The 23351-nt window shown below is 55.5% G+C and carries 18 protein-coding genes and 1 tRNA gene; 13 read left to right on the forward strand and 6 right to left on the reverse strand.

Features of this window, described 5'->3' with window-relative positions:
• Positions 1-35 precede the first annotated feature (35 nt).
• Both SV7mr_RS07250 and SV7mr_RS07255 read left to right on the forward strand, forming a co-directional pair.
• Positions 36-860 carry a lysophospholipid acyltransferase family protein gene (locus SV7mr_RS07250; protein WP_145270583.1) on the forward strand — a complete coding sequence of 275 codons (825 nt, stop codon included), beginning with the start codon at positions 36-38 and terminating at the stop codon, positions 858-860.
• Positions 857-1987 (forward strand): glycosyltransferase family 2 protein, encoded by a 1131-nt coding sequence (locus SV7mr_RS07255; RefSeq protein WP_145270585.1) that lies wholly within the window; start codon positions 857-859, stop codon positions 1985-1987. Before SV7mr_RS07250 ends, SV7mr_RS07255 begins: the two co-directional genes overlap by 4 nt.
• Positions 1988-2148: 161 nt before the next feature.
• Here SV7mr_RS07255 and SV7mr_RS07260 read toward each other — a convergent pair whose 3' ends face one another.
• Complete coding sequence (locus tag SV7mr_RS07260; protein ID WP_145270587.1) at positions 2149-3333, reverse strand: hypothetical protein; 1185 nt, start codon at positions 3331-3333, stop codon at positions 2149-2151.
• Between the two features lie 493 nt (positions 3334-3826).
• On the opposite strand from SV7mr_RS07260, the gene SV7mr_RS07265 reads away from it, so the two are divergent.
• A complete protein-coding gene (locus SV7mr_RS07265) occupies positions 3827-4270 on the forward strand; it encodes an iron-sulfur cluster assembly scaffold protein (protein ID WP_145278169.1) in 444 nt (147 codons plus the stop codon).
• A gap of 9 nt (positions 4271-4279) precedes the next feature.
• The gene (locus tag SV7mr_RS07270; protein ID WP_145270589.1) at positions 4280-5557 is read left to right on the forward strand and encodes a SufS family cysteine desulfurase; all 1278 of its coding nucleotides are present in this window, start codon (positions 4280-4282) and stop codon (positions 5555-5557) included.
• Positions 5558-5615: 58 nt separating this feature from the next.
• On the opposite strand, the gene SV7mr_RS07275 is transcribed toward SV7mr_RS07270, so the two are convergent.
• From SV7mr_RS07275 to SV7mr_RS07290, 4 genes are all read right to left on the reverse strand, one after another.
• On the reverse strand, positions 5616-6737 hold the full coding sequence (locus tag SV7mr_RS07275) for a serine hydrolase domain-containing protein (RefSeq protein ID WP_145270591.1): 1122 nt from the start codon (positions 6735-6737) through the stop codon (positions 5616-5618).
• Between the two features lie 65 nt (positions 6738-6802).
• Positions 6803-8725 carry a sodium/solute symporter gene (locus SV7mr_RS07280; RefSeq protein ID WP_145270593.1) on the reverse strand — a complete coding sequence of 641 codons (1923 nt, stop codon included), beginning with the start codon at positions 8723-8725 and terminating at the stop codon, positions 6803-6805.
• Entirely contained in the window at positions 8722-8994 is a 273-nt protein-coding gene (locus SV7mr_RS07285; RefSeq protein WP_145270595.1) for a DUF485 domain-containing protein, read from the reverse strand. Before SV7mr_RS07285 ends, SV7mr_RS07280 begins: the two co-directional genes overlap by 4 nt.
• A gap of 208 nt (positions 8995-9202) precedes the next feature.
• Positions 9203-10438 carry an MBL fold metallo-hydrolase gene (locus SV7mr_RS07290; protein WP_419188217.1) on the reverse strand — a complete coding sequence of 412 codons (1236 nt, stop codon included), beginning with the start codon at positions 10436-10438 and terminating at the stop codon, positions 9203-9205.
• Between the two features lie 24 nt (positions 10439-10462).
• On the opposite strand from SV7mr_RS07290, the gene SV7mr_RS07295 reads away from it, so the two are divergent.
• The 7 genes from SV7mr_RS07295 (at position 10463) to SV7mr_RS07325 (ending at position 15558) form a co-directional block, all read left to right on the forward strand.
• Positions 10463-11047 carry a 50S ribosomal protein L25 gene (locus SV7mr_RS07295; protein ID WP_145270597.1) on the forward strand — a complete coding sequence of 195 codons (585 nt, stop codon included), beginning with the start codon at positions 10463-10465 and terminating at the stop codon, positions 11045-11047.
• Positions 11048-11143: 96 nt separating this feature from the next.
• Positions 11144-11818: an aminoacyl-tRNA hydrolase gene (pth, locus tag SV7mr_RS07300; protein WP_145270599.1), complete on the forward strand. Its 675-nt coding sequence runs from the start codon at positions 11144-11146 to the stop codon at positions 11816-11818.
• A gap of 232 nt (positions 11819-12050) precedes the next feature.
• Positions 12051-12476, forward strand: coding sequence for a 30S ribosomal protein S6 (gene rpsF, locus SV7mr_RS07305; protein ID WP_145270601.1), 426 nt, complete (start codon positions 12051-12053; stop codon positions 12474-12476).
• Positions 12477-12638: 162 nt separating this feature from the next.
• Complete coding sequence (gene ssb / locus SV7mr_RS07310; protein WP_145270603.1) at positions 12639-13157, forward strand: single-stranded DNA-binding protein; 519 nt, start codon at positions 12639-12641, stop codon at positions 13155-13157.
• 317 nt (positions 13158-13474) lie between these two features.
• Complete coding sequence (gene rplI, locus SV7mr_RS07315) at positions 13475-14008, forward strand: 50S ribosomal protein L9 (RefSeq protein WP_145270605.1); 534 nt, start codon at positions 13475-13477, stop codon at positions 14006-14008.
• Between the two features lie 123 nt (positions 14009-14131).
• Positions 14132-14213 (forward strand) — tRNA-Leu (locus SV7mr_RS07320).
• A 226-nt stretch (positions 14214-14439) separates the two neighbouring features.
• Entirely contained in the window at positions 14440-15558 is a 1119-nt protein-coding gene (locus tag SV7mr_RS07325; protein WP_145270607.1) for a serine hydrolase domain-containing protein, read from the forward strand.
• 109 nt (positions 15559-15667) lie between these two features.
• On the opposite strand, the gene SV7mr_RS07330 is transcribed toward SV7mr_RS07325, so the two are convergent.
• Positions 15668-16153 carry a hypothetical protein gene (locus SV7mr_RS07330; protein ID WP_145270609.1) on the reverse strand — a complete coding sequence of 162 codons (486 nt, stop codon included), beginning with the start codon at positions 16151-16153 and terminating at the stop codon, positions 15668-15670.
• Between the two features lie 386 nt (positions 16154-16539).
• On the opposite strand from SV7mr_RS07330, the gene SV7mr_RS07335 reads away from it, so the two are divergent.
• Both SV7mr_RS07335 and SV7mr_RS07340 read left to right on the forward strand, forming a co-directional pair.
• Entirely contained in the window at positions 16540-17985 is a 1446-nt protein-coding gene (locus SV7mr_RS07335) for a sulfatase (protein WP_145278173.1), read from the forward strand.
• Between the two features lie 120 nt (positions 17986-18105).
• Positions 18106-23337, forward strand: coding sequence for a protein kinase domain-containing protein (locus SV7mr_RS07340; protein WP_419188218.1), 5232 nt, complete (start codon positions 18106-18108; stop codon positions 23335-23337).
• The last annotated feature ends 14 nt before the right edge of the window (positions 23338-23351 follow it).

Raw genomic sequence — 23351 nt, forward strand, 5'->3', positions numbered from 1 at the left:
AACTGAACGAAGCGATCGCTATCCTCTGATTCAACATGACATCATCTGAGCAACGACGGAATCGAGCATCTGATTGGCAGCCAAAGCCACCAGCGAAGTGGTTCTATGCCGGCTTTCAGACGTTTCTAAAACGTTTCTTGCGGAAGAATTTTCACGGTGTGGTTCTGGCTAAGGACAGTTCGCTTGACGTCAGTCTCGCCGCTGGCCGGCCGATCATCATTTATGTGAATCATCCCTCGTGGTGGGATCCCTTGATCGCTCACTTTTTGAATCAGCGTTTGTTTCCCGAACGCGACTTCTTTGCGCCCATTGATGCCGAAGCGCTTGCCAAGTATCGTGTGTTTGCCCGGCTGGGTTTTTTTGGCGTGCAGCTTTCAAGTACCTCTGGCACGGCTCAGTTTCTGTCGCGAAGCGCCGCCGTTTTGGAACGTTCCAACGCTGCCTTGTGGTTGACTCCCGAAGGTCGTTTCGCTGATTCGCGAGACCGTACGGCTGAACTGATGCCGGGACTGGCTCATCTTTGTCGCAAACATGATTCACCCTTGGTCGTGCCGATGGCAATGGAATACGCGTTTTGGAATGAGCGTTTACCGATGTGCTTTGCGGCTTTTGGTAAGTTCATTGATTGCCAACAGCACCCCGATTGGGACAAGGCAACTTGGCATCAAAACCTGACCACTGCGTTGCGAGGCACGCAGCAGCACTTGGAGTCCTTGGTCATTCAACGCTGTGATACGAACTTTCAATCTGTTCTGCAGGGCGATGTGGGGGGAGGAGCCGTGTACGACTCGTTCCGGCGCGTCAAAGCCATGCTCACAGGCAAGCAATTCGAAGGCCAGCACGGAGAACACTTTCAATGATCTTGGCGCTTGCTTGTCTGGCTTTGCTGCTCTGTGCCCTGCCCTTGTTGATGTTCGTCAAGAACATGCCTCTGTTTTGTGATCCGATCGAACAGTTGGATGTTCAAGCCAAGCAGCATCAACCCGGAGTCTCGCTGTTGATTCCGGCTCGCGACGAACAGGCATCGATTGCCGATTGCTTGCAAGCCGCGTTGGTCAGCGAAGCGATCGATTTGGAAGTCATCGTCTTGGATGACAACTCAGAAGATCAGACTGCTGCGATCGTTGAATCCTTCTGCCAGCAGGACGAACGGGTTCACCTGATACAGGGACAGGGGCTTCCGGATGGCTGGAACGGCAAGCAATACGCCTGTTCTCAATTGGCTCAGGCCGCCAGCAAAGATCACCTAGCCTTCATCGATGCCGATGTGCGACTGGCAAACAATGCCTTGGCCAAATTGGCTCATTATCTGGCCGACAATGACCTGGGCTTGGTGAGCGCTTTCCCCAGGCAAATCACTGCCAGTTGGTCCGAGCATTGGCTGATCCCAATGATGCATTTCATCCTGCTGGGCTACTTGCCGTTACAACGAATGCGGCAGATGGCGGATCCCAGTCTGGCCGCCGGCTGCGGGCAATTATTCTTGACCACCGCCGAAGCGTATCGGCAGGCGGGCACTCACCAGGCCATTCGGAATTCTCGTCACGATGGCATCATGTTGCCGAGGGCGTATCGCAGCGCTGGTCTGATGAGTGATGTCGTTGACGGCACCGCCTTAGCGGAGGTTCGTATGTACGAAGGGGCGGCTCAAGTGGCTCGCGGGCTGTTGAAGAACGCCAGCGAAGGGATCGCGCAGCCGAAATTGATCCTGGTCTTTTCAGTGCTGTTGCTGGGCTGCAGTTTGTTGCCACTTGGCGTTGTCATTGCTGCCGCGATAACGCATCAGTGGTTGGCGTTAGCGATCGCCGCGGTGGCGGTGATCATGGGGCAAGTGCCACGTCTTTATGCTGCCGGCAAATTTCGGCAGTCCTGGTTCGGAGCGTTTTGCCATGTTCCCGCGACCACGATGTTTGTTGCCTTGCAGTGGCAGGCGCTGTTGAATCAGTTGATGGGCCGCAAAGTCACATGGCGCGGCCGCAGCACCTAGAGCGTCGTTGAACTGCCAGTGGCACGATCAGCCGCCTTTTCGACGGCGATGGTGCTTGCACGCACCAATTGCTTCGGTAGGGTTCCGCGCTTGCACGCACCAATTGCTTGGAATCACATCGTTTCTGGGGCACTGGTGCGTGCAAGTGCGGCAACCTAGGGCTAGGCCATCCGCCGCTGGTATTCGACTAGGCCGTGTAGTGCGTGATACAAGACACCGCACTCCATGTCGACTCCTTGGCAGTCCTGCAGCACATTGCACAGGCGTTCCACGCCGCGCGTCACCCAGGGTGATTGCAGCGTTTCGTCGTCTGCCGCGATGGCCAAAAACTCTAGCACATGGCCGGTTGTGCCCAGCATTTCGCCCAGGTCGCGACACCATCCCGTGCGGTGCATGTAGGCTGAGCTGTAGGAGCCATCGGGGTTTTGATTGGCCTTGGCCAGTTGCACGCCCTGATCGACACGCCGCTGAGCCGACTCCCAAACACCGGTCATTGGTTGCCCTTCTGCACGACGCTTGTTCAGCGTCGAGGCGATCCCGATCAAGCGGTGAGTACCTCCGCAGGCGCTTTGTTGCAGGCTGACGGAGGACTCATGATCGAGCAGCGATTCGACACTGTATGTCTTTCCGTCGCGAGCTTTCCATCGATAGTCTGTCGGTCGATAAATCGACAACGGAATCATGGTCCAGCTAAATTCGTTTTCAAGGTTCCTGGGAATGTCTTGTTCCGCCTGACGCATCCAGTCTTCAAGCGTAAAGTCATACTCGTTGACAATCCATGGTGTGCTTAACGGCAAGCCCGTTTGTGAGATCACTGCCAGCCATTGGTCGCGGTGTCCCTGGCCGATCTTTGTCTCTGGTTCTAAGTCGACACGCAAGCCGTAACGAGTGCTGTCCCCGTTCGTGTTCTCCAGCGGGTCACCGATGACAGGGTCAAAGCCGTTACAGAAACCACCTGCCCGCAGGTATTCCAGTGCCGGCTGAGTGCCTGCGGAGGTGTCGACCATGAAGCGATCACCGTAGGCCAAGATGCCGTGAAAGATTTGCCAGGCGCCGTTCTGGGCTGTCGACAATCCGCGCGTCGCGTACTCCTTTTCTAGCACCTGATCGACCAGGGCTTTGACTGTCGTCAGTTCAGGATCGGACTGTTGCGGGGGCTCAGATTCTGGCCCCACCGGTGTGATCGCGAGTGGGCAACCCGATAGCGATAGCAGGCCACCGGCCACTGCGCCCAACGCGACGCGACGGCTCAGGGGGCGGTCGGTGCTCGGCCGCCAGTCGCTGTGTTCCGAGGACGCGTGGCTGAGCTGTGGGGAAGCGTGTTGGGGGTGCGAGTCGCGTGGCATAGCGAGGGTCAGTTCTACGGGGGAGCAAGACAAAGCCAGATTCGCGCTGGCTGTTGGTCGTGGGGCACGACGGAGCGTAGGCGGTCGAACCACTGACGGTAGTTCGGGCAGCTGATTGTTCAAGTCCAGAGTCCCGTTTGGCGCAGCGCCGTGACGGGCCTGCGTCGTACAGCGTTGATCCGAATGACCGCCATCCCCCACTCAAGTGGCAGGCGGGCCGCGAATCGGGGCAACCGACGGTCATGCTCTCAAAAGGCGGTTGTTTTCGTGCCAGCAACGCAGGCTATAAGGCCGCTTTCTCGCTCGATAGCGGCGGTCAGTTTTCCGTTAGGATCAGCAACGGGGTGGTCGGCTAGGAAACCCGGAAAACACGGGGGAAAAGGGACTTGCTGATTTTTCACAACGCGCGTAGAGTTTAATGATTAGCGTCGATTTCCACCACTTTCTCGTCTCGATTGCATTCTTACCCGCCATGGCCTCCGTCAGTTCATCCATGCCTAGCGAACAAGACATCTACGAAGAACACGTTTTGGATCATTACGAAGATCCGTACAACCGCGGCGAACTTGCCTCGGCGACCCATGCCGACGAGGGCAAGAACCCGCTTTGCGGCGACGTGGTTCAGGTTTCGTTGCGATTGGCTGGGGATGGGAAGGTCGAAGAAGCTTTCTTTGACGGCCATGGCTGTGTGATCAGTCAGGCCTCCGCATCGATGCTGATGGAAGAGATGGAAGGCAAGACGCCCGAAGAGGTCAAGGACTTCACTGCCGAGCAGATGCTGGAATTGTTCGGTCCTCAGTTAACGCCCAATCGCCAGAAATGCTGTTTGCTGCCCTGGCGCGTCTTGCAATCTGCATTGCATTCTCCACTGGAAGAAGACGAAGCTGATGACGACGCGGCCCATTTCAGCGGTCCCAGTCTCAGCGAAGAAAACTGAGCCCCATTTATGCCCTTGGACCCTCAATCGATCCGCCAAGACTTTCCAATCCTCAAGCGTCGTTTGCCGGGTGATCAACCGTTAGTCTTTCTCGATAACGCCGCCAGTTCTCAGCGGCCTCAGTCTGTCATCGATGCGATGACGGACTGTTACGAAAACTTTTATGCCAATGTGCACCGTGGGATTCACACGTTAAGCGAAGAGTCCACGGCCGGCTACGAGGCAGCTCGCGTCACGACGCAGCAATTTTTGAACGCTGCTTCGCAACGCGAAGTGATTTTCACTTCAGGCACCACTGCGGCGATCAATTTGGTGGCCAGGTCCTGGGGCGATGCTCATGTGACGGCCGATGACACCATTCTGCTGACGATCTGTGAGCATCACGCAAATATCGTGCCCTGGCACCAGCTTGCGGAGCGAGTCGGCTGTCGCGTCGAATTCTTGCTGATCAACGATGACTACAGCATTGATACCGAGACGGTTGCCGAAGCGCTTCAGCGATTGCAGCCCAAGTTGTTTGCCTTCACTGCAACCAGTAACGTGCTGGGCACCGTCTTTCCAGTCCAGCAATGGGCGCAGCTAGCGAAGGAGAACGGCGCCACGGTGTTAGTTGATGCTGCACAGGCGGCACCCCATCAAGCGATTGATGTTCAAGATTGGGACGCCGACTTTGTGATCTTTAGCGGACATAAAGTCTGCGGGCCTTCGGGGATCGGTGTCCTGTACGGCCGCGAAGCCCTGCTTGCGGCCATGCCACCATTCTTGGGCGGTGGAGCGATGATTGACCGCGTGACCGTTGATGGATTTACATCAGCAGAGCTGCCGGAAAAATTCGAAGCTGGAACACCGCCGATCGTCGAAGCGATTGGTTTGGCCAGAGCCTTGCAGTACTTGCAAGATACCGGGCTCAATGAAATTGCCAGGCACGAGCGAGATTTGGCGGCCGCGGCTGAGCAACAGTTGCGTGATGTCGAAGGTGTAAATCTGTTCGGTCCACGCCAAAGTGAAAAAGCCGGCATCGTCAGTTTTACGATCGACGGAGTGCATCCACATGACATTGCTCAGTGGCTTAATCTGCGCGGCATCGCCGTTCGGGCCGGCCATCACTGTGCCATGCCATTGCACGAGCACATGGGTTTGACGGCAACAGCGCGAGCGAGTTTCTATCTTTACAACACGCTTGATGAAGTCGAACAATTGGTCGACGCCGTCAAGCAAACCCGCGAGAAGTTTGCTCGATCAGGTCGCCGCCGCAGACGCTCATCGATATCCAGTTCGTCTTCGTAGCGTTCAGACGGGCAAGCAAGTTTCTTCGGCAAGCAAGTTGCCCGCTTGCCGTTTGGCACTACCAGTTGTCGCCGATCAGGGTGGCAATCTTGCCGGCGTGCCGATTGATGGCGCCTTTTCCGTCGGGGTGCATCCGCGAACTGAGAAAAACATAGATCAAGTCTTTCTCGGGATCGATCCACAGCACCGTTCCGGTGAAGCCACCGTGTCCAACAGCGGCGTCGCTGAGCGAGTTTCCTCGATTGCTAGAATAAGGGGACGAGTGGTCCCAGCCGCTGCTGCGTGAGCCGCGATCGAGTTTGACGGGCTGGAACATGCGCTGCACCGTTGCTTTTTCAAACACCTTGCCCTGCCCTTTGCTGGCGGCGATCAATTCGCGGCCCAGCAGGACCAAGTCATCTGCGGTCGAAAACAATCCGGCATGGCCAGCGACGCCACGCATGCGGAACGCTCGCGGGTCGTGAACTCGGCCGTGGATCCAGCTTTCGCCCGCTGGCGCTGTCGGAGCGATTCTTGTTTTGAATTCCGCTGGTGGATTGAATTGGGTGTCTGCCATTTTTAGCGGTTGATACAAATGCTGCGCCACGAAGGCCTGCTGTTCCATTCCACTGACGCGCTGAATTAGCTTTCCCAGCACAATGAACCCAACATCGGAATAGGCGAACGTGCTGCCCGGTGCCGATCGCAATGGAAGGCGGCAAACATTGTCCCAGTTTTGCTCTTGGTCGTCGCTGTAGTCGCTTAACTCATTGTCAGGGGTCAGGCCGCTGGTATGCAGAAGGCACTGCTTGACGGTGATTTGCGATTTGCCTTGGCCGGTAAACTCGGGCAGGTGTTTGCTGATTGGATCACTGTCGCTGAGTTTGCCCTGCTGTTGAAGCAGCGCGATGGCCGTGGCAGTGGCGACGGGCTTAGTGATCGATGCGAGGTCAAACAGGGTATCCCGGCCCATGGGCACGACGTGGGGTTGGCTTTGCTGGTTGCCAAGCACAACGCAGTGCCGAACCGTCTTGGAGTCCGCGGCCAGGATCACCACGCCGGGGCAATCGCCCCGTTCGATGGCATCCTGCGCGAGTCGGGTGATGGACCGAGTGACTGGATCAGTGGATTCAGTTTGTGCATTGGCCACGCAGGTCCAAGTCAGAATCAGCATGAGCAATGACGAAAGCGTTTTGGTCATGTCAAAGCTGTCCTGAACGGTGGTTGCAAAGGCTGCTTGGCGCGTGCTTTTGTGGCGCGTGCTGGCTATTCGCTGGGCTGTTGCTTCGGTTTGGTCAGCAAGGAAACCACGATCAGCGTTACAAAGGCCAGTGGAATCGTGACGATCCCTGGTTGGCTAAATGGCATTGGCGCGAGTGACTCGTCCAAGCCATAGACGCCTTTGTAGGTGTCACTGGAGAGCAGGATCCAGCCTAACGAGCTCAGCATGCCCACGGTCACACTGGCAATGATGCCCTGCTTTGTGGTGCCTTTCCAGAACAGCAACATGACCAGGGCGGGCAAGTTAGCACTCGCTGCAATGCTGAATGCCCAGCCAACCAAGTAGCCCACGTTGAGTTCTTTGAACAGAATGCCCAGCACGATTGCAATGATGCCTACAACAACGGCGGCAATCTTTGCGACGCGAACCTTTTGGGTTTCCGTCATCTTGATGCCCATCACGCCAACCATCAGGTCGTGAGCAACCGCGCCACTGCTGGCCAGGATCAGTCCGCTGACGGTTCCCAGAACGGTTGTGAACGCAATTGCCGAGATGATCGCAAACAGCAAGGTGCTGATGCTCCGCGCCAGCAAGGGCGCGGCCATGTTGGTGTCCGTCAAGTCCATGGCTCCACTGGTCATCGCACCCAAGCCGATGTACAGCGTTAAGACATAGAAGAAGCCAATGCTGGCGATGCCGACAATCGTGCTTTTGCGAGCCGCAGCGCCGTCTTTTACCGTGTAGTAGCGGATCAAAATATGCGGCAGCGAAGCGGTGCCGCAGAACAGTGCCAGCATCAACGAGAGGAAGTTCAGCTTGCCAAAGAATTCTGGCTTACGAATGCCGGCGAACTTCTTGTGTTCACCCGGTCGCAGGACTTCATTTCCCGGCGTGAGCTTTTGGTAGTGCACGGCGGTCTTCGTGCCATCTTCGTGAAGCACCGTCTTGTTGCGCCACAGCACAATTTCGCTGTCACGAATGGTATTGAAAAACTCGATCGGGCCTTGAGGGCCGCTGCTTGTTTCGTCTCCAGGGAGCTTGCTGACCGTGCCAACGGGCTGCAGTTGTTTCTGATTGGGTTCGGTCCCCAGCGGAGAGCCGTCGATCAAAAGCGTTTGATCGACCTCGCGAACCGCTTGTGCCTGTCGCAAGATGTACTGATCGTCGTCTTCGGTTTCCTGGACATGGAAAATGTCAAAGCCTTTGTCATCGTCTCTTTCCAGGCGGATGAATTCCTGGTGTTCTTGCCAGCCATTGGTCGGCTGGATCACGGCTCGATCGCCGATGGTCGATTCGTTCAGCTGGTCGGCGGAAAGTGGGCCGATGGTTGCAAAGGCATCGGGTTCCGCATTGAAGCCGCGCTGTAGCAGCAGAAACACCAGGAGGGTGCTAAAGACCACCAGCAGCGATCCTTTCAAGAACTGGACCCAGGTCGTGGAAACCATCCCTGCGGTGACGACAATCATGATCACGACTCCGCCAACGATGACCACGCCCGCCCAGTGCGGAAAGCCCAGCAGCGGCTTGATCAGTGAACCGGCGCCAACCATTTGCGGGATCAAGTAAAACACACTGACGATCAGCGTGCTCACACCTGCGGCCCCTTTAATTCCGCGAGAATCAAACTTGGCGTCCAGTGCATCGGCAAACGTGAATCGCCCCAGTCGCTTCATTGGTTCTGCGATGACAAACAAGGCGACAATCCAGCCTGCCAGGAAACCGATGGAATACAGAAAGCCATCGTAGCCGTAAAAGGCAATCATCCCGCAGATGCCCAGGAACGACGCTGCCGACAGATAATCGCCGGCAAAGGCGATGCCATTGACAAACCAAGGGATCTGTCCGTGGGCAGCAAAGTAACCTTCGCTGGATTTGGCTTTGCGTCCCAGGAAGAAGCTCAGCCCAAGTGCTCCACCGACAAACGCAAAGAAGATAATGATCGCAGAGAGTGCTGGGTCGTAAATCACTGTCCAGCCTCCTCGGGCGAATCGGTTTTATCTGGCGCAGCTTCTGATCGGCAAAGCAGCCCATACAGTAGCGCCATCACGAGTGCTCCGAGGATTAAGGCAAAGCCATAGATGATTGCCAGGTTCAGTCCGGCGATCATGGGTTGTTCCATGGTGGACGCTGAAAATGCATTGAGGAAAACGAACCCCAAGTACAAAGCCAAGTAAATTGCGAACAGCCAAAGTCCAAGACGAGCGTTGTAGCGCTCTGATTTCGACAACGAAGACATAGAGGGAATTTAGTTCGGGCGGGGAGCGGGGAAGATCGGGCGCGCAGAAAGGAAGGGCGTCGCGCCGGGGGAAGAAAGAGTATAGTGTAATTCGCCGCCGGAATGTAGGACGCTTTGTCTGTCAGACGCAGACGCAGACGCTTGGCGACCAATTGGGGTGCCTGGCAGGTCGTTTGCTGGCAGCTCTGGCGGGTTGTGGGAGCGGTGACTACAAGCTGATTTCGACTTGCTGCCCGTCGAATGCCATCTCGATGCCGGCAGGTAACCGCTGCATGGTCTCGTCGTAGTCCAGTTTGTGGCTGGTGTGGGTTAGCAAAGTGCGTGGGGCGCCGACTTGCTGGGCGATCTCGATGGCCTGGTCGACGCTCATGTGGGTCGGGTGCGGCTCCTCTCGCAGCGCGCCGAGCACCAAGGTTTGCACGCCTCGCAGCCGATCGATCGATTCGTCGCTGAATCCGTTGCCGTCGGTGCAATAGGCAAAGTCGCCGATGCGAAAGCCAAACACCTCAAAGTGCGGGCCGTGCTTCATCGGAATCGGTGTCAGCTGAGTCTGCAGGACCTCGAAGGGTTGCGGATCAATTCGCTGGAACTGCAGTTTCGGTGTGGCGCCGGGGTGGGTGTCTTCGCGCTCGCTAAAGGCATAGGCATACGCGCGGCGGATCACTTCTTCGACCACTTCGGTGCAAAACAAGGGAACAGCATGTTCCAGCCGAAACGGGAACAGACGCAGGTCGTCGAGCCCAAAGATGTGGTCGGCATGTTCGTGAGTAAACACGACCGCGTGGATCAGTCCGATGCGTTCACGCAGCAATTGCGTGCGCAGATCCGGCGGCGTGTCGATCAGCAAGGTTCCCGCAGGCAATCGCACCGTGATCGCGCAGCGTGTGCGTTGGTTTTTGGGGTGACCACCCTGGCAGACCGAGCAATTGCAGCCGATCGTCGGCACGCCGACGCTGGTGCCGGTGCCCAGGAAAGTGACAAGTCCGGTGCCGGGCTCGCTGGTGGTGGGAACAAATGAGGTTTGGGTCATCGCTGACGGCAGTCTGCTGGCTGAGGCCTGATCATGAGAGCTAGCAAACTGGAGGCGATCCCAATTCGCTGCCTTTTCGATGGCCAAGCATAGCTGCTGATGGAGGTTTCCGTTAGTCGGCGCGGCCCGGCTGCCGTCTCCCCGTTTGCTGGGGCATGGCTGCTGGGACATGGAATCTGCGGTCGAGGCTTCACCGGCGGCCCGCGGTGGAGGCTCTGCTGAGGCGATCAGGGGGCAATTGCTGCGAGCCACTGCCAACTCCGCACCCCACCGTGCTCCAAGGCGGTGTTTGGGCTTGCAGAGAATGATTTGACCGGGATACTTAACCGTTTCGCCGATGATGTAGCGGCGGTGCCGAATCTGTGGAGCCAGCGATGTTGTGGTTCCACGTCGGTCAAAACAAACAAAAACCATCCAATGATGTCAAGGTGATCCGCGATGGCGGAAGTGGTACAAGTCGAACGTCGTGAGGGCACCATGGGTACCTCGGCTTCTCGTCGACTCCGAAAAACCGGTCAAGTTCCGGCAGTGCTCTATGGGCACAAACAAGGTAACGAACATTTGACGCTGACTCAAAAGTCCGTCGATTCAATCATTCGTCACCACAGCAAAATCGTTGAACTGCAAGGTGCTGTGAACGAGACCGCTCTGGTCAGCGATCTGCAATTCGACCCGTTGGGCATTGATGTCCTGCACATCGACCTGCAGCGTGTTGACTTGAATGAGCGCGTGACCGTCACGGTTTCGATTCAGTTCAAGGGTGAACCTGCTGGGGCGAAGCAAGGTGGCATCGTGATCGAGTCCGGTCATGAAGTGGAAGTGGAGTGCCCTGCTGTGGCAATCCCTGAAGCGATCGTGCTGCAAGTGACGGCTGTTGCCGCTGGCGAAAACCGCACCGCCGGTGACTTGGTTTTGCCAGAAAACGTTTCGTTGGTCACTTCGCCTGAAACAGTCGTTTATCACATTGAAAAGCCGAAAGGCATGCGTGGTAAGACTGCTGGCGAAGAAGAAGCAGCCGAGTAGTCGGCTTGGTGGTGCCCGAGGCCGCATGGTCTTCGTTGGGCGATCACCGGCCTGTGTCTCGACTTTGATGCGGAACCGCTCGCCGAGTAGACGAAAATGAAATTGATCGTCGGGCTGGGGAATCCAGGCAAGAAGTACGAGCAGACCAGGCACAACGTCGGGTTCTGGGTGGCTGAGAAATTTGCTGTGCTGTCCAGGGCATCGGCTGTTCGGGCTCGCTTTGAAGGTGAGTTTGCCGAATGCAATATCGGAGGGGAGAAGGTCGCGATCCTTTGTCCTCACACATACATGAATGCCAGTGGTCAGAGCGTTCGCAAAGCCCTGGACTTTTACAAGCTAGAACTGTCGGATGTGTTGATCGTTTGCGACGACTTGAATCTCGCAAGCGGTAAACTGCGAATCCGGGCCCGCGGCACTGCCGGTGGCCAGAACGGACTCAAAGACATCATTCGGCACCTCGGTTCGGACCAGTTTGCTCGCTTAAAAGTCGGCATCGGTCGACCGCCCGAAGGTTGGCAGGTCACTGATTACGTCTTGGGTAAATGGAACAAGCCGGAATTGGAGTTGATCGAGCCAGTCACAACGTTGGCTGCCAAGGCTGCGATCAGCTTCGTCACCGATGGAGTTGACTTGACAATGAGTCGCTACAACGGTGAACCCAAGAAGGATAAACCGGCAAAGCCACGCAAGCCCATTCGATCAAGCGAGTCGGCGAAAAAGGCGGATCCGGAGAACACGGCCAAAACTGATGCCGCGAAAAGCGACGGTTGAGGTCGAATGATTTGTAGCCATCAGCGACGACGGTTCGCCGGTGGGGCAAATCGCAGTGTTGCCATCGTTGCTGAAGTTGCATTTCGGCGGCCGCGGCGACGTAACAACGAATCACGCAGCGAAAGCTGAACGTTTCATTTCCCTGGCCGACTCGTCGATACTTTGATGCCGTGACGATTGCACCGTCGCTGTTTCAATGCCCGACGCGTCCCACTTAAGAAGAAGAAAAGACGTGGCCAAAAGCACCTACGAAACCCTGTGCATCCTGGATAGCAACCATTACGCCCGCGATCCCGGCGGAGTCAGCAAGCAAATCGCTGACATCGTCACCGAGAGTGGTGGCAAGGTTGAAGTCAACCGTTTGTGGATGGAGCAAAAGCTTGCTTATCCAATCGACGGGCACCAAAAAGGGACCTACTGGTTGACTTACTTCGAGATGGAAGGCGTTGACATGCCCAAACTGGACCGCGCGTTCCAGCTTTGCGAGCCTGTTCTGCGTCAGATGACTCTGAAAATCGACCCCCGTTTGGTCGAGCCGATCCTCGAAAACGCTCGTGGTGGTGGTCCTGTGACCAGCAGTGCTGCTGCCGAAGCAGAGGCCCCAGCAGCACCTGCGGAAGGTGGCGGAGAGGCAGCCGCCGAGTCTGGCGACAAATAAGCTCCATTTAAATTCGGACAAAATGGTTTCTCTGGATTGACCTGCTGTGTCTGGTTCGATCAGATAATTTGCGTATGATGGGCGTTTGCCTTGTTGCCCTAATCGGAATCGTTGGGGCTCAAGGCAGCTTGGAAAATCCTTTCTCAAACGTAAATTGATGCCATGGCGAGTTTTAATCGAGTCATTTTGGTCGGGAATTTGACCCGCGATGTCGAAGTGAAGGCTATCCCGAGTGGAACTCCGGTTGCCGATGTCACCGTCGCGGTGAACGATCGCAGAAAAAACAGCGAAGGCGCTTGGGTTGACGAAGCCACGTTTGTGGATGTCACCCTCTGGGGCCGCAATGCTGAAGTCGCCAGCGAGTACCTTGGCAAAGGCTCGCCGGTTTTGATCGAGGGTCGCTTGAAGCTGGACCGTTGGGAGACCGATGGTCAAAAACGCAGCAAGCTACGCGTGATCTGTGAAAAAATGCAAATGCTGGGCTCTCGCGGTGGCGGTGGTAGCTCGGCAGGAGCCTCACCGGCACAAGCAGCGGGTGCGGTTCAAGAGTCCTATGGTGGCGGTGAGTCCTACAACACGGGTTCCAACCAATACGGCGGTGGAGAACGCTCCAATGCCGGGATGCCCGAGGCAGGGCCCAGCGGATCAGGCAGTTACGGCGATTCCAACATCCCGTTCTAACCGATCGCGTGGACGGATCGCTCTGGGTGGCCTGCGAACATTTGCAGGCCGCGAAAAAACTAGTCTCGGGAAGTGGCGAATTTGGGTTGGACGGTTCGCCATTTGTCGTGATACTTAGCGGGCTGAAAAATTGCCGTTAAGAATAAACGTACAACGATATACGATTACGAGAATCAGTGCTGGCATCGGAGGACTCCGATTACGGCCCCTTTCGCCACCAAACCTGTGAGGCGATCGGGTTGTCTCGGCGTTCCAGTCAGGCTGGAATGCGGGCCAAGCAGCACTGTTTACACCTTAAAATTTGTCTGAGCAAGAAGATGCCACGCAACGGTCGCACCATCAAACGCCCTTACAAGCGCCTTCCAAAAGGAGAGAACGGCGGAATCCAATTGCTGCTGATCCACAATGTGGAGCACCTTGGCAAGCAGGGCGAGATCATTGAAGTTAAGCCGGGTTATGCACGCAACTACCTGTTGCCACAAGGCATGGCCACGATTGCTACCGAGCACCACAAGCGGATGGTCGAAAAGCACCGCGAAAAGTTGCGTGCTTTGGAACTGGAAAAGCTCAAGAGCTACCAGGATCTGGCCAACGAACTGGGCAAGCAGTCGATCACCATCGAAGCCAACGCCAACGACGAAGGTCATTTGTACGGCAGCGTTGGGGCTTCGGAAATCATCGCTTCTTTGAAAGAAGCTGGCTTCACTCTGGCCACCGACCAAATCCGTTTGGAAGGACCTCTGCGTGAACTCGGCTTGTACACCGTCAAGATTCACTTGCACAGTGAAGTCGACGCGGCTCTCAAAGTCTGGGTTGTGCCGACTGCCAGCGAAGAAGCAACCGCTTCCTGATCAAACCAGAACGGTCGAGATCAGTTGGATGAACGTCACTGATCTCTGGTCAATGGGCGATTCTGTTCAAGAGCAGAGTCGCTCACCATCAACGCGCAGATACAATCGCGCGGACAACACAGCGGGGCTGTGGCGGAACTGGCAGACGCGCTGGATTTAGGTTCCAGTTTCTTCGGAAGTGCAGGTTCGACTCCTGTCAGCCCTATTCCCTGGTTTATCCGGGAATGCTCAAGGACTCGTGGTCATCCACGAGTCCTTTTTCTTTGCGCCAAGCGACTCGTGCATCTCATCGCCTCTGGCGTTGCCGGTTTGTTGCGACGATCACCGTCAGATCGGATACCATGGACTCGTTGACGAACTTGTTTTGCGCAGCCTTTCTCACTCGCAAATACCTTTACTTAATCAACTGATCGCCACTGAGGGTGAGATTGATGACTGTGAACCGTACGATCCGGCATTTTCTGGCGTTCTGCTTTGCCACACTGGCTCACGTGGGGTGGGCGAATCAAACCGGCGAAAATCGCTCCAGCCAAAACATTCAGCGTGCTGTTTCCGATGTCGTTGCGAAGGAGAAACTCCCCGGTATGATCGCTGCCATCGGTGATGCTCAAGGCGTCATCGCGATTGGGGCGGCGGGTGTTCGCAAGCAGGGGGCGGATGTGCCGATCACTGCTCGCGATCTCGTTCACCTTGGCTCTTGCACCAAAGCGATGACCTGTGCGGTGTTGGCGACATTGGTTTCTGATGGAACGCTCAGCTGGAACACGCGGCTGGTCCAAGTGTTTCCGGAGCTAAAGCGCGACCTGCATGATCAGTACCACGATGTGACGCTCTGGCAATTGGTGACACATCGTGCAGGACTGCCAGCCAACGCCAGCGATTGGTGGGTGCATCGTGACAAGGACATTACAGCGCGTCGCCTAGCGATCATGAAAGACAATCTTCAAGCCCCTCCGGCCGGGAGCGTTGGCAAGTACCTGTATTCCAATCTCGGCTACATGGTTGCCGGCTGTATGGCTGAACGAATGACGGGATCCACCTGGGAATCGTTGATCGATGAACGCTTGTTCAAGCCATTGGGGATGCGTTCGGCCAGCTTCGGTCCGCCGGGGACGAAAGGCAAGGTTGATCAGCCTTGGGGGCACAGTCGATCCAATGGTGACTGGCAGGCACGGCAATTTGATAACGCCGAAGCGCTTGGCCCGGCTGGTCGAGTTCACTGCACGTTGGCGGATTGGGCGAAGTTTACCGCCCTGCATCTGCCTCAGAATCGGTCGCGTCTGTTATCGCAGCAAAATCTGGACAAGTTGATCGAACCCAGCGGTCAGTATGCCGGAGGCTGGAACGTTTTGCAGCGCACCTGGGCGGAAGGGCCAACGCAGACGCACAGCGGCAGCAACACCATGTGGTACGCAGTTGTTTGGGTAGCACCGAAGCTGAATCGCACGTTCATGGTTGCAACCAACTCGTCGGACAAGAATTCGCGCTTAATCTGTGACAGGATGATTGCGGAATTGATTTCGATTGATCGGCAAGCCAATCGAAACTAGACCACCGTCCGCCAACGCGACTGATGGCAAGCACGGCACCCTACGGTTTGATGGTGCCGTGCTGGCACGGCATCCGACCCACGCAATCGTTGCGTGCTGGCACGGTACCCTATGTCGCTGTCCGCTCAAGCTTGATCAGCTGTTTTGAGTCTTCATGGGACAGGATGTACTGCAGGCCGCCGCCCAAACGCGAGACTCGATCGCCGGGGTGAAACTTGATGCCCGAGGCGTAAGACACCAGGGCGTCGATCGGCGAGCCAATGGACTGCGGTACTTCGAATAATTCGTACTCGGACTCTTCGAAGCTCGTTCCTGTCCTGAACGGTGAGGTCCCAGGTTTGGTGTAGTAAACAAAAGGCTTGTCTCGCCCCGGCGATAAACTTGTATGCCGCGACAGTCGCGTTCCTGCAAGAAGATGGTCGACATAGACGGGCTTATGAAAGTCAATGCCGCGAATGTAGTCACACCACTGAAAGGGATCTTCCCAAATCACATCACGAAAGAACTTTAGCGTGGTCCGGATTCCTGATTCAACAAGCGGCGCATTCGGCACGCCTAGCTTGTCACACATTTTCTGGATCTCGGTTTCATTCATCAACGCACCTGGGAGTTTGCAACGCACCTGGGAGTTTACGACGCCCCAGGGAAAACAAGCCGTGGGGGCAGCACAATGGACGAGGCTCTATTAAACCGTACCGATTAAGAAATTGCCAGAGAGACATACGCCAGCGGAGCCAGTGCCAGGGAAGCCAGTGCCAGCGGAGCGATCGTTTAGGCGGTGGAAAGATGTCCGTCGGCGCGTGAGAGCGCCAGGCGTTCAGGGTGATGGTTTTTGTTGCGGCAGAAGGCCGGTGGTTGGTGCCGAAACCGATAGGTAGAGCATTCGTCCAACGCGTCTGGGGTGTGGGCTTCTTGTTTTGGGGCGTTGGTGTACAGTGGACTGAGTTCCCGAAAAACATTCGCTTTGATTTTGCCATGAACATGCCCAAATTGACTTTCTGTTCGCAGGCACGCGGCCTTGCGATTGCGCTGTTGCTCGCCCTTCCCTGCTCCGCCGATCGGCCGTCGAACTCACGCCCCAATGTGTTGTTCATTGCGGTGGATGATTTGCGTCCCGAGATCACCAGCTTTGGCGCCGACCAAATGGTGACGCCCAACATTGATAGATTGGCCAAGCGCGGCGTTCGCTTCGATCGTGCCTATTGCATGGTTCCGACCTGTGGTGCGTCGCGGGCGTCCTTGATGACTGGGGTTCGGCCCGCCAGGGATCGCTTCATTACCTACACTTCGCGAGCCGATCAAGAGGCTGCTGGTGTGACCACACTGAACACGCACTTCAAAGCGAACGGATACCGGACACTTTCGCTGGGCAAGGTCTTCCATCACCCAGCGGATAGTTTGGATGGCTGGAGCGAGCGTCCTCGTCGACCTTCGGCCAAGCGGTATGTCACCTCAGCAGCGCTGAACGCTCAGGTCAAAGACAAGAAAGGCCGAACACGTGGTCCTTCGTGGGAAGACGGTGGCGATGTGCCCGACGAAACCTATACCGATGGTGTGATTGCCAATGAAGCGATTGAGCGACTCAGGGAATTGGCCCAGCAACCTGAGCAGCCGTTTTTCTTTGCCGTTGGCTTCACCAAGCCTCACTTGCCCTTTGTCGCTCCGGGACGCTATTTCGAAAAGTATCCAGCCAGCGATGTGCGTTTGCCTGGGAATTACTTTCCACCCAAAAACGCTCCATCGGGCGCCGTGCACAATTCTGGTGAGCTGCGTGCGTATTCAGACATTCCCAGAACTGGCCTGCTTTCGGAGGACAAAGCACGTGAGTTGATTCGTGGCTACCGCGCCGCGACCAGCTATACCGATGCCAACTTGGGGCGAGTCCTGGAGGCGTTTGACGAGCTTGGTTTGGCGGAGAATACGATCATTGTTCTTTGGGGAGATCATGGCTGGAACCTTGGTGAACACACCCTGTGGTGCAAGCACAGTTGTTTTGAAACGTCCCTGCATTCGCCGCTGATCTTTGTCGCCCCGGACTCCATGAAATTCACCTCTGGCACGGCGTCTTCTTCGCTGGTCGAGTTCATCGACATTTACCCCACCCTGTGTGAGTTGGCCGGGTTGCCATTGCCTGGTCATCTGCAAGGTCACTCACTAACGGCCATCATGAAGGATCCCCAATCGGGCGTCAAAGACCAGGCGGTCAGCCGGTTTGGTAGCGGTGATACGATTCGCACCGATCGCTATCGGTACACTCAGTATCGGTCAAAGAATGGCCAAGTGACGGGGCATATGTTGTACGACCACCAGCAGGATCCCGGCGAGAATACGAATGTTGCCGATGAAGTTGCCTACACAGACGTGGTCACGTCACTGGCCGACAAGTTGCAGGCGGCCATCGAAGTGTCCCGTGAGAACGCGCCGTGACTCGCCGGTTGCTAGGGGCGGAATCCATGGCGTTGGAACGGGTTCTAAGAGACGACTGAAGGTTCTGGGGAATCGGTTTGCAGTGACGACAAATTCCGCACGACAACGGGTAGAATGACGTTGTCGGATCAACGCCAGAAGGTGTTGGGCAAGTTGGAACGTGCAGCAAATGTAATCGCGATGGTCTCTGAGCAGAACGCAACCTCTTCCTCTCCTGATGATGGTCGTCACAGTGAGGGGCTGCTGAGGGAGTTTGAAGCTCGATTTCGGGCAGGCGAAGAGCCCAAGGTTGACGACTTTGCCCAGGCTTACGCTGGGCAGGGTGATGACTTCTTGCAGCGTCTGATAGAGCTCGAAAAGACGCTGCGAGCGGAGCATGGCCAGCAGCCTGATTCCCCGGGAGATGACAAGCGACTCGCTGGTCAGACGCAGGAAGCTGCGCCCAGCACAGCCGATTATACTCGCGGAAATGGGGACGCAGAAGGTCCGGAGTTGTCGATGCGATCAAGTCGATGTCCGTTGGATTTCGGCGAATACATTCTCATTCGCAAGCTCGGCGAAGGCGGTATGGGGATCGTCTATGAAGCTGCTCAGAAAGGAATGGGCAATCGTCGATTGGCGATTAAGACCATTCGGGCTGACGGGGAAATTGACGAGCGCGCTTTGAAGCGATTCCGAATGGAGGTCGAGGCGGTTGCTCAGCTTGAACACCGGCACATTGTTCCGGTTTATCAGTTTGGCGAATATGGTGGCGTTCATTATTATGTGATGAAGCTGATTCAAGGAGCCAACTTGAGTCAGTTGGTGCTTACCTTGCGCGATGCGGTCAACTCGGTCGGACAATCTGATGAGACAAAAGTGGTCCAGGGTGGCAACCACCAGCCAACTCAGGGTGCCGTTCCCAGCGAGCAGCTGGCAAAAGCAAAAGCAAAAGCAAAAGTGAGAGCGGATTCTAAGCATGGCTCTGTATCACGTTCCAGCTCTGGTTGGTCCAAGGGCGAGACCTTAGCGTCCGACATTGTCCTTGATCAGATTGCTCAGGAGGGCACGATCTGTAATTCGCTGTTTCTAAAGCACTTTGTGCGGATGGCGATTCAAATCTGTCAGGCGTTGCAGCACGTTCACGAGCAAGGGCTGATTCACCGCGACATCAAGCCGGCCAACCTATTGCTCGATAGCGATGGTGATGCTTGGCTGACCGATTTTGGCTTGGCAATGATGCAGGATCGGACAGCGCATACGATTCCAGGAGGTCTGGTGGGGACGTACGCCTACATGAGTCCCGAGCAGGCGATGGGCAGTAACCGAGTGATGGTGGATCATCGTTCGGATATCTATTCATTCGGCCTGACGCTTTACGAATTGCTTGTCTTGCGTCGTGCGATTCCGGGCAGTGACATCAAAGAAATCCTGCGTGCGATTCAGTTTGATGAGCCGGAGGCCATTCGTCAGATTGATTCAATGGTGCCCAGGGATCTGGAAACCATTGTGACCAAGGCAATGGCCAAGGATCCCAATCAGAGGTTTCAGTCCGCTAAGGAAATGGAAGAAGAGCTGCAGCTTTTTCTGGCTGGCAAGCCACTGACCATCCGCCCACCCTCTTTGATTGAACGCGCCGGATACTGGATGCGTGCCAATCCCTCACATCTGATCTCCGTTGGTGTCGTTGCGTTGGTCTTGTGCATCGCTTCGGTGGTCACAGCGGTGATTTCGATCAATGAACGCGGCAAAGCCGATCAAGCACTGTGGCGAGAGCAGGAAAAGAGTGTTGAGTTGGCCAAGTCAAATGAACTTTTGGAAGCCTCAAACGCAGAGTTGACGCAAGCCAACAAACGTGAAGTCGGTTTGCGCATTGCGACCGTTTCCTCACAGCAACTCCAACATGACCCCAATCTTGCGCTAAGCCTCGCTCAAGCTGCTTGTGTTTTCTACCCCGGCTTGGAAACCAATCGGGCGGCGATTCAAGCTTTGGACGCGGTGCATGAGTTGAAGGTGCTTGAAGTGCCCAACTCGCGCGGTGTGCGGCAAGCAAGCCCGGCACAACAGGCTGTCGGTTTTTTGACATTCAACCATGCGGGAACGCAAGTCATTAGCTGTGCTAACGGGAGCAGCAGTCGTCCTGCCGGGAATTCACATTCCAATAGCCTCGCGTCTGATATTGATGCAGCGATCCTTTGGGATGTCTCAAGTGAACAAGTGGTGCAGCGTTTCAAGCATCACAAGACATTAACGTCAGTATGCTTTAGCCCCAGTGATCGAGAATTGTTAGCGGCCACCGGAGTGTCCGTTGGGATGCCGAATAATCAAACGACGAATCTGCAGTCAGCGTCGGAGGCAATACTTTATCGCTTAGGGGAGAAGGGAGGCTCGGTTGCGTTCAAAGATTCAAGATTGCTCGTTGCACGAGCGAGCGTCTTCAGTCCAAACGGGGCTGAGGTTATCCTGCCAATGACTGATCATCGAGTTGGTGTGTTTTCCACGTCTGGTGACTTGCTGCAAGCGTACATGGGACTGGGCGAGACTGTGTTTTGCGCAGGGTTTTGTGGCAATGGCAAGCGGTTCTACACGGCGACAATTGATGGTGTCGTGAGAATCTGGGACAGAGGAATGGAGGCTGAGATCTGTCGGTTGAAGTGTTGGGATCAGCGCGGTCTAAACCCGGCCATGCTCCCGCTTGATCCAGTCACCATGAGCCATGATGGTCAACGCCTTGTAATCGGTGCAGTCAACTCAGGGGATGTCGCATTATGGGACCTGGCCGCGATTGATCATCCGACCAGAACCAAGGTGAAAGATGCGCGGAAATTGGAGTTCTTCTTGCACGGTGACAAAGTCCTTGCGTCGGGGGTCAGTGGAGAGTTTGCCCAGCAGATTAAGTGCTTCAATGCTAGAGGCATGCAAGAGACTGAGTGCATTCCGGCCAAAATGGCCATTGCTCAAAGCGTTTCTCCGGATGGGCGATTAGTTGCCTTTCAGTCGATTGTCGACTTTCAGCAGGTGCAGCTTTGGGATGTCGGTATGGGGAAAATGATCACAATGTTCTCGTGCGGTGAACAGGTTGGAGCTTTCGCGTTTGATCCCGATTCAAAGTACTTGGCAGTGGCATGTCTCGATGGAAGGGTCAGGCTTTGGCGGACACAGAACGGGGCTCATCGCCGCACGCGAAAAGATAATTGGTCCAGGCATAGTCAGACGGTTTTCGATAGGCAGCCCTCTGGGACGCATCGCTTAATGCTTGTTGAGAAGGCCGATGGCTTGCTTGTTGACCCCAAGCAAGCTAGTCCAGCCACTTTTTTTTCAGCACACGCATTTGCAAGTGCTGGATCCAATTCAGAGGCGACCTTAATATGCGAGGATAATAAGGGGACATGGCGTCGACGGGATTCAGGAATTGAATTGGAACGAACCATTCAATTCGCGGGGCCGCCTTCGAGCGTTGTACTCAATCTAGAAGGGAAAACGGCTGCAATCCATTCCTCTGGGAAAGAGCTTACACTCGTGCGATGGGATTCCAGTGATCATGTATTGATTCCGATGCATCATGCTCAAAATGTCAGGATGACATTCCGTTCTAGTGGTGCGAGGCTTTTCACGCTTGTCGAGGCGGCTGGAGAACTCCAGGTGTGGGATGCGATCACTGGGGAGCTTGCTGCGCATCTGGAATTGGGCGATGAAGTCGCCGAGTCAATCTTTTCTTCAAACGGAAACATTGTCGCCATCAAAGATAGGCTGGGCGATCTTCAGCTCTACCGCACGGATACCCTTGAACCACTGCTGGACGATCCGCTTCCTTTGCAATCGAAACTCCTGGAGTGTTTAAGCGACGATGGTTCTCATTTAATCGTGGTCGATCCTGAAGCGAATCGTTCGTTGGAGGTTCTATCGACCGAGACGGGAGAGGCATTGGCGGGCGAGCGTTGTACTGGACTGGAGTTTGCCGCACATCATCCAGAGGAGGCCGAGCTATTGGTCGGTCTTGGCGCAGCGGGGGTGAAAATCTATCGGTACCTTGAAGATCAATGGTTCGATGTGACCGAGCAAAGGTTTGATTTCGGATCTTACGAACCTGGTGGAACGCGTTTTTGGCTGATTCGTGAACATGGGAGTCAACGCGGTGACCTTGATGACGAAGGTCTTGTTGATGGTCAGCAGTCAGGTGAGCCTCGGGTGGCTGACAGCCCTGCACTCACGCTTTGGCATCGAAAGAAACGCGAGCAGTTGCAACGCATCGACATTCCGAATGCGAATTATCTCGCGTTGAAATCCATTGACTCATCTGGCCGATTGCTGTTCCAGTGCAAACGATTCGGCGTTCAGTGGATGGATCCAGATGATCGTGAAGAAAGCTTCGCTGCTGTAGGTCACGGAAAACTTGTCAGTCGGTGTTTTCAACTCTCTGATTCGCAGGATTCGATCACTGTGTCGAGGGACGGGGCAATTTGTCTATGGAAGGCGAAGAATGGAATTCCAGTTACTCGTCTGGTTCATGGCGCGTCGATCTCCGCATCAAGTCTATCGGCAGATAGTTCCCTGCTCGCGACCGGGGCTGAGGACGGTTCCTGTTGCCTTTGGGATCTGAATCTCCGCTTCGGGCAGCAGGCAAGGCAGCGCAAGCTGTCCCTGTTTGATAGCACCATCAAGCATCTCACCTTGCATCCACACGGTGAGACTCTGTTGGCGGTGTCGGCTGATCATGGTTTGCGATCCGTTCGTGTAAGCGATGGTGCGATCGAAACACCGGAGTTGCCATCTGCACATGTAGAATGGGTGGAGTACTCTTCCGATGGAAAGTGGATGCTGGTGGTTCCCTGGGACAGCGAGCTTGAGCAAGCTGCCAATGAGGTGTTTTTAGTTGACGTCAAGTCAGGGCACTGTCAGCGAATCAATGGCGAGTTTCCCGTCTCCACTGCCCATTTCAATGCCGAGGGCAATCGCATTGTCATCGCTGCGTCGCCGGGAGAGGATGATGGGATCGTGTTGACTTACAGCGTTGCCGATGGAGAAGTCGTTTTGGAGAGTGAGTTGCGCAATCAGAAAAACTGTCAGTTTGCGCAGTTTTGTCCCGATGGTGAATTCTTGCTCATCGCCACGGGGACTCGGACGAGCATTTGGAGATATCCAGAATTCACACAATGGTTTGAGGTTCTGGGGTGCAATTGGGAGTTGGAGCAAAGGCACAAGTTGCGGCCATTTGTCGGTCAGGGCAAGCTGGCGTCTGTTGATATCCCTTGCAAGCCGAATCTGAATCGAAGGTTTCCGGTGCGGCCGTCGGATAATTTGTTAGGGATCAAGAACCGTGAGCTCAGTGATCAGGAGAAGAGGCGATTCTTGATTGATCTTGATGACCGTTAGGAACCCGAAAGACT

The sequence above is a fragment of the Stieleria bergensis genome (genome assembly GCA_007745635.1).
In the GTDB taxonomy this organism is placed as follows: domain Bacteria; phylum Planctomycetota; class Planctomycetia; order Pirellulales; family Pirellulaceae; genus Stieleria; species Stieleria bergensis.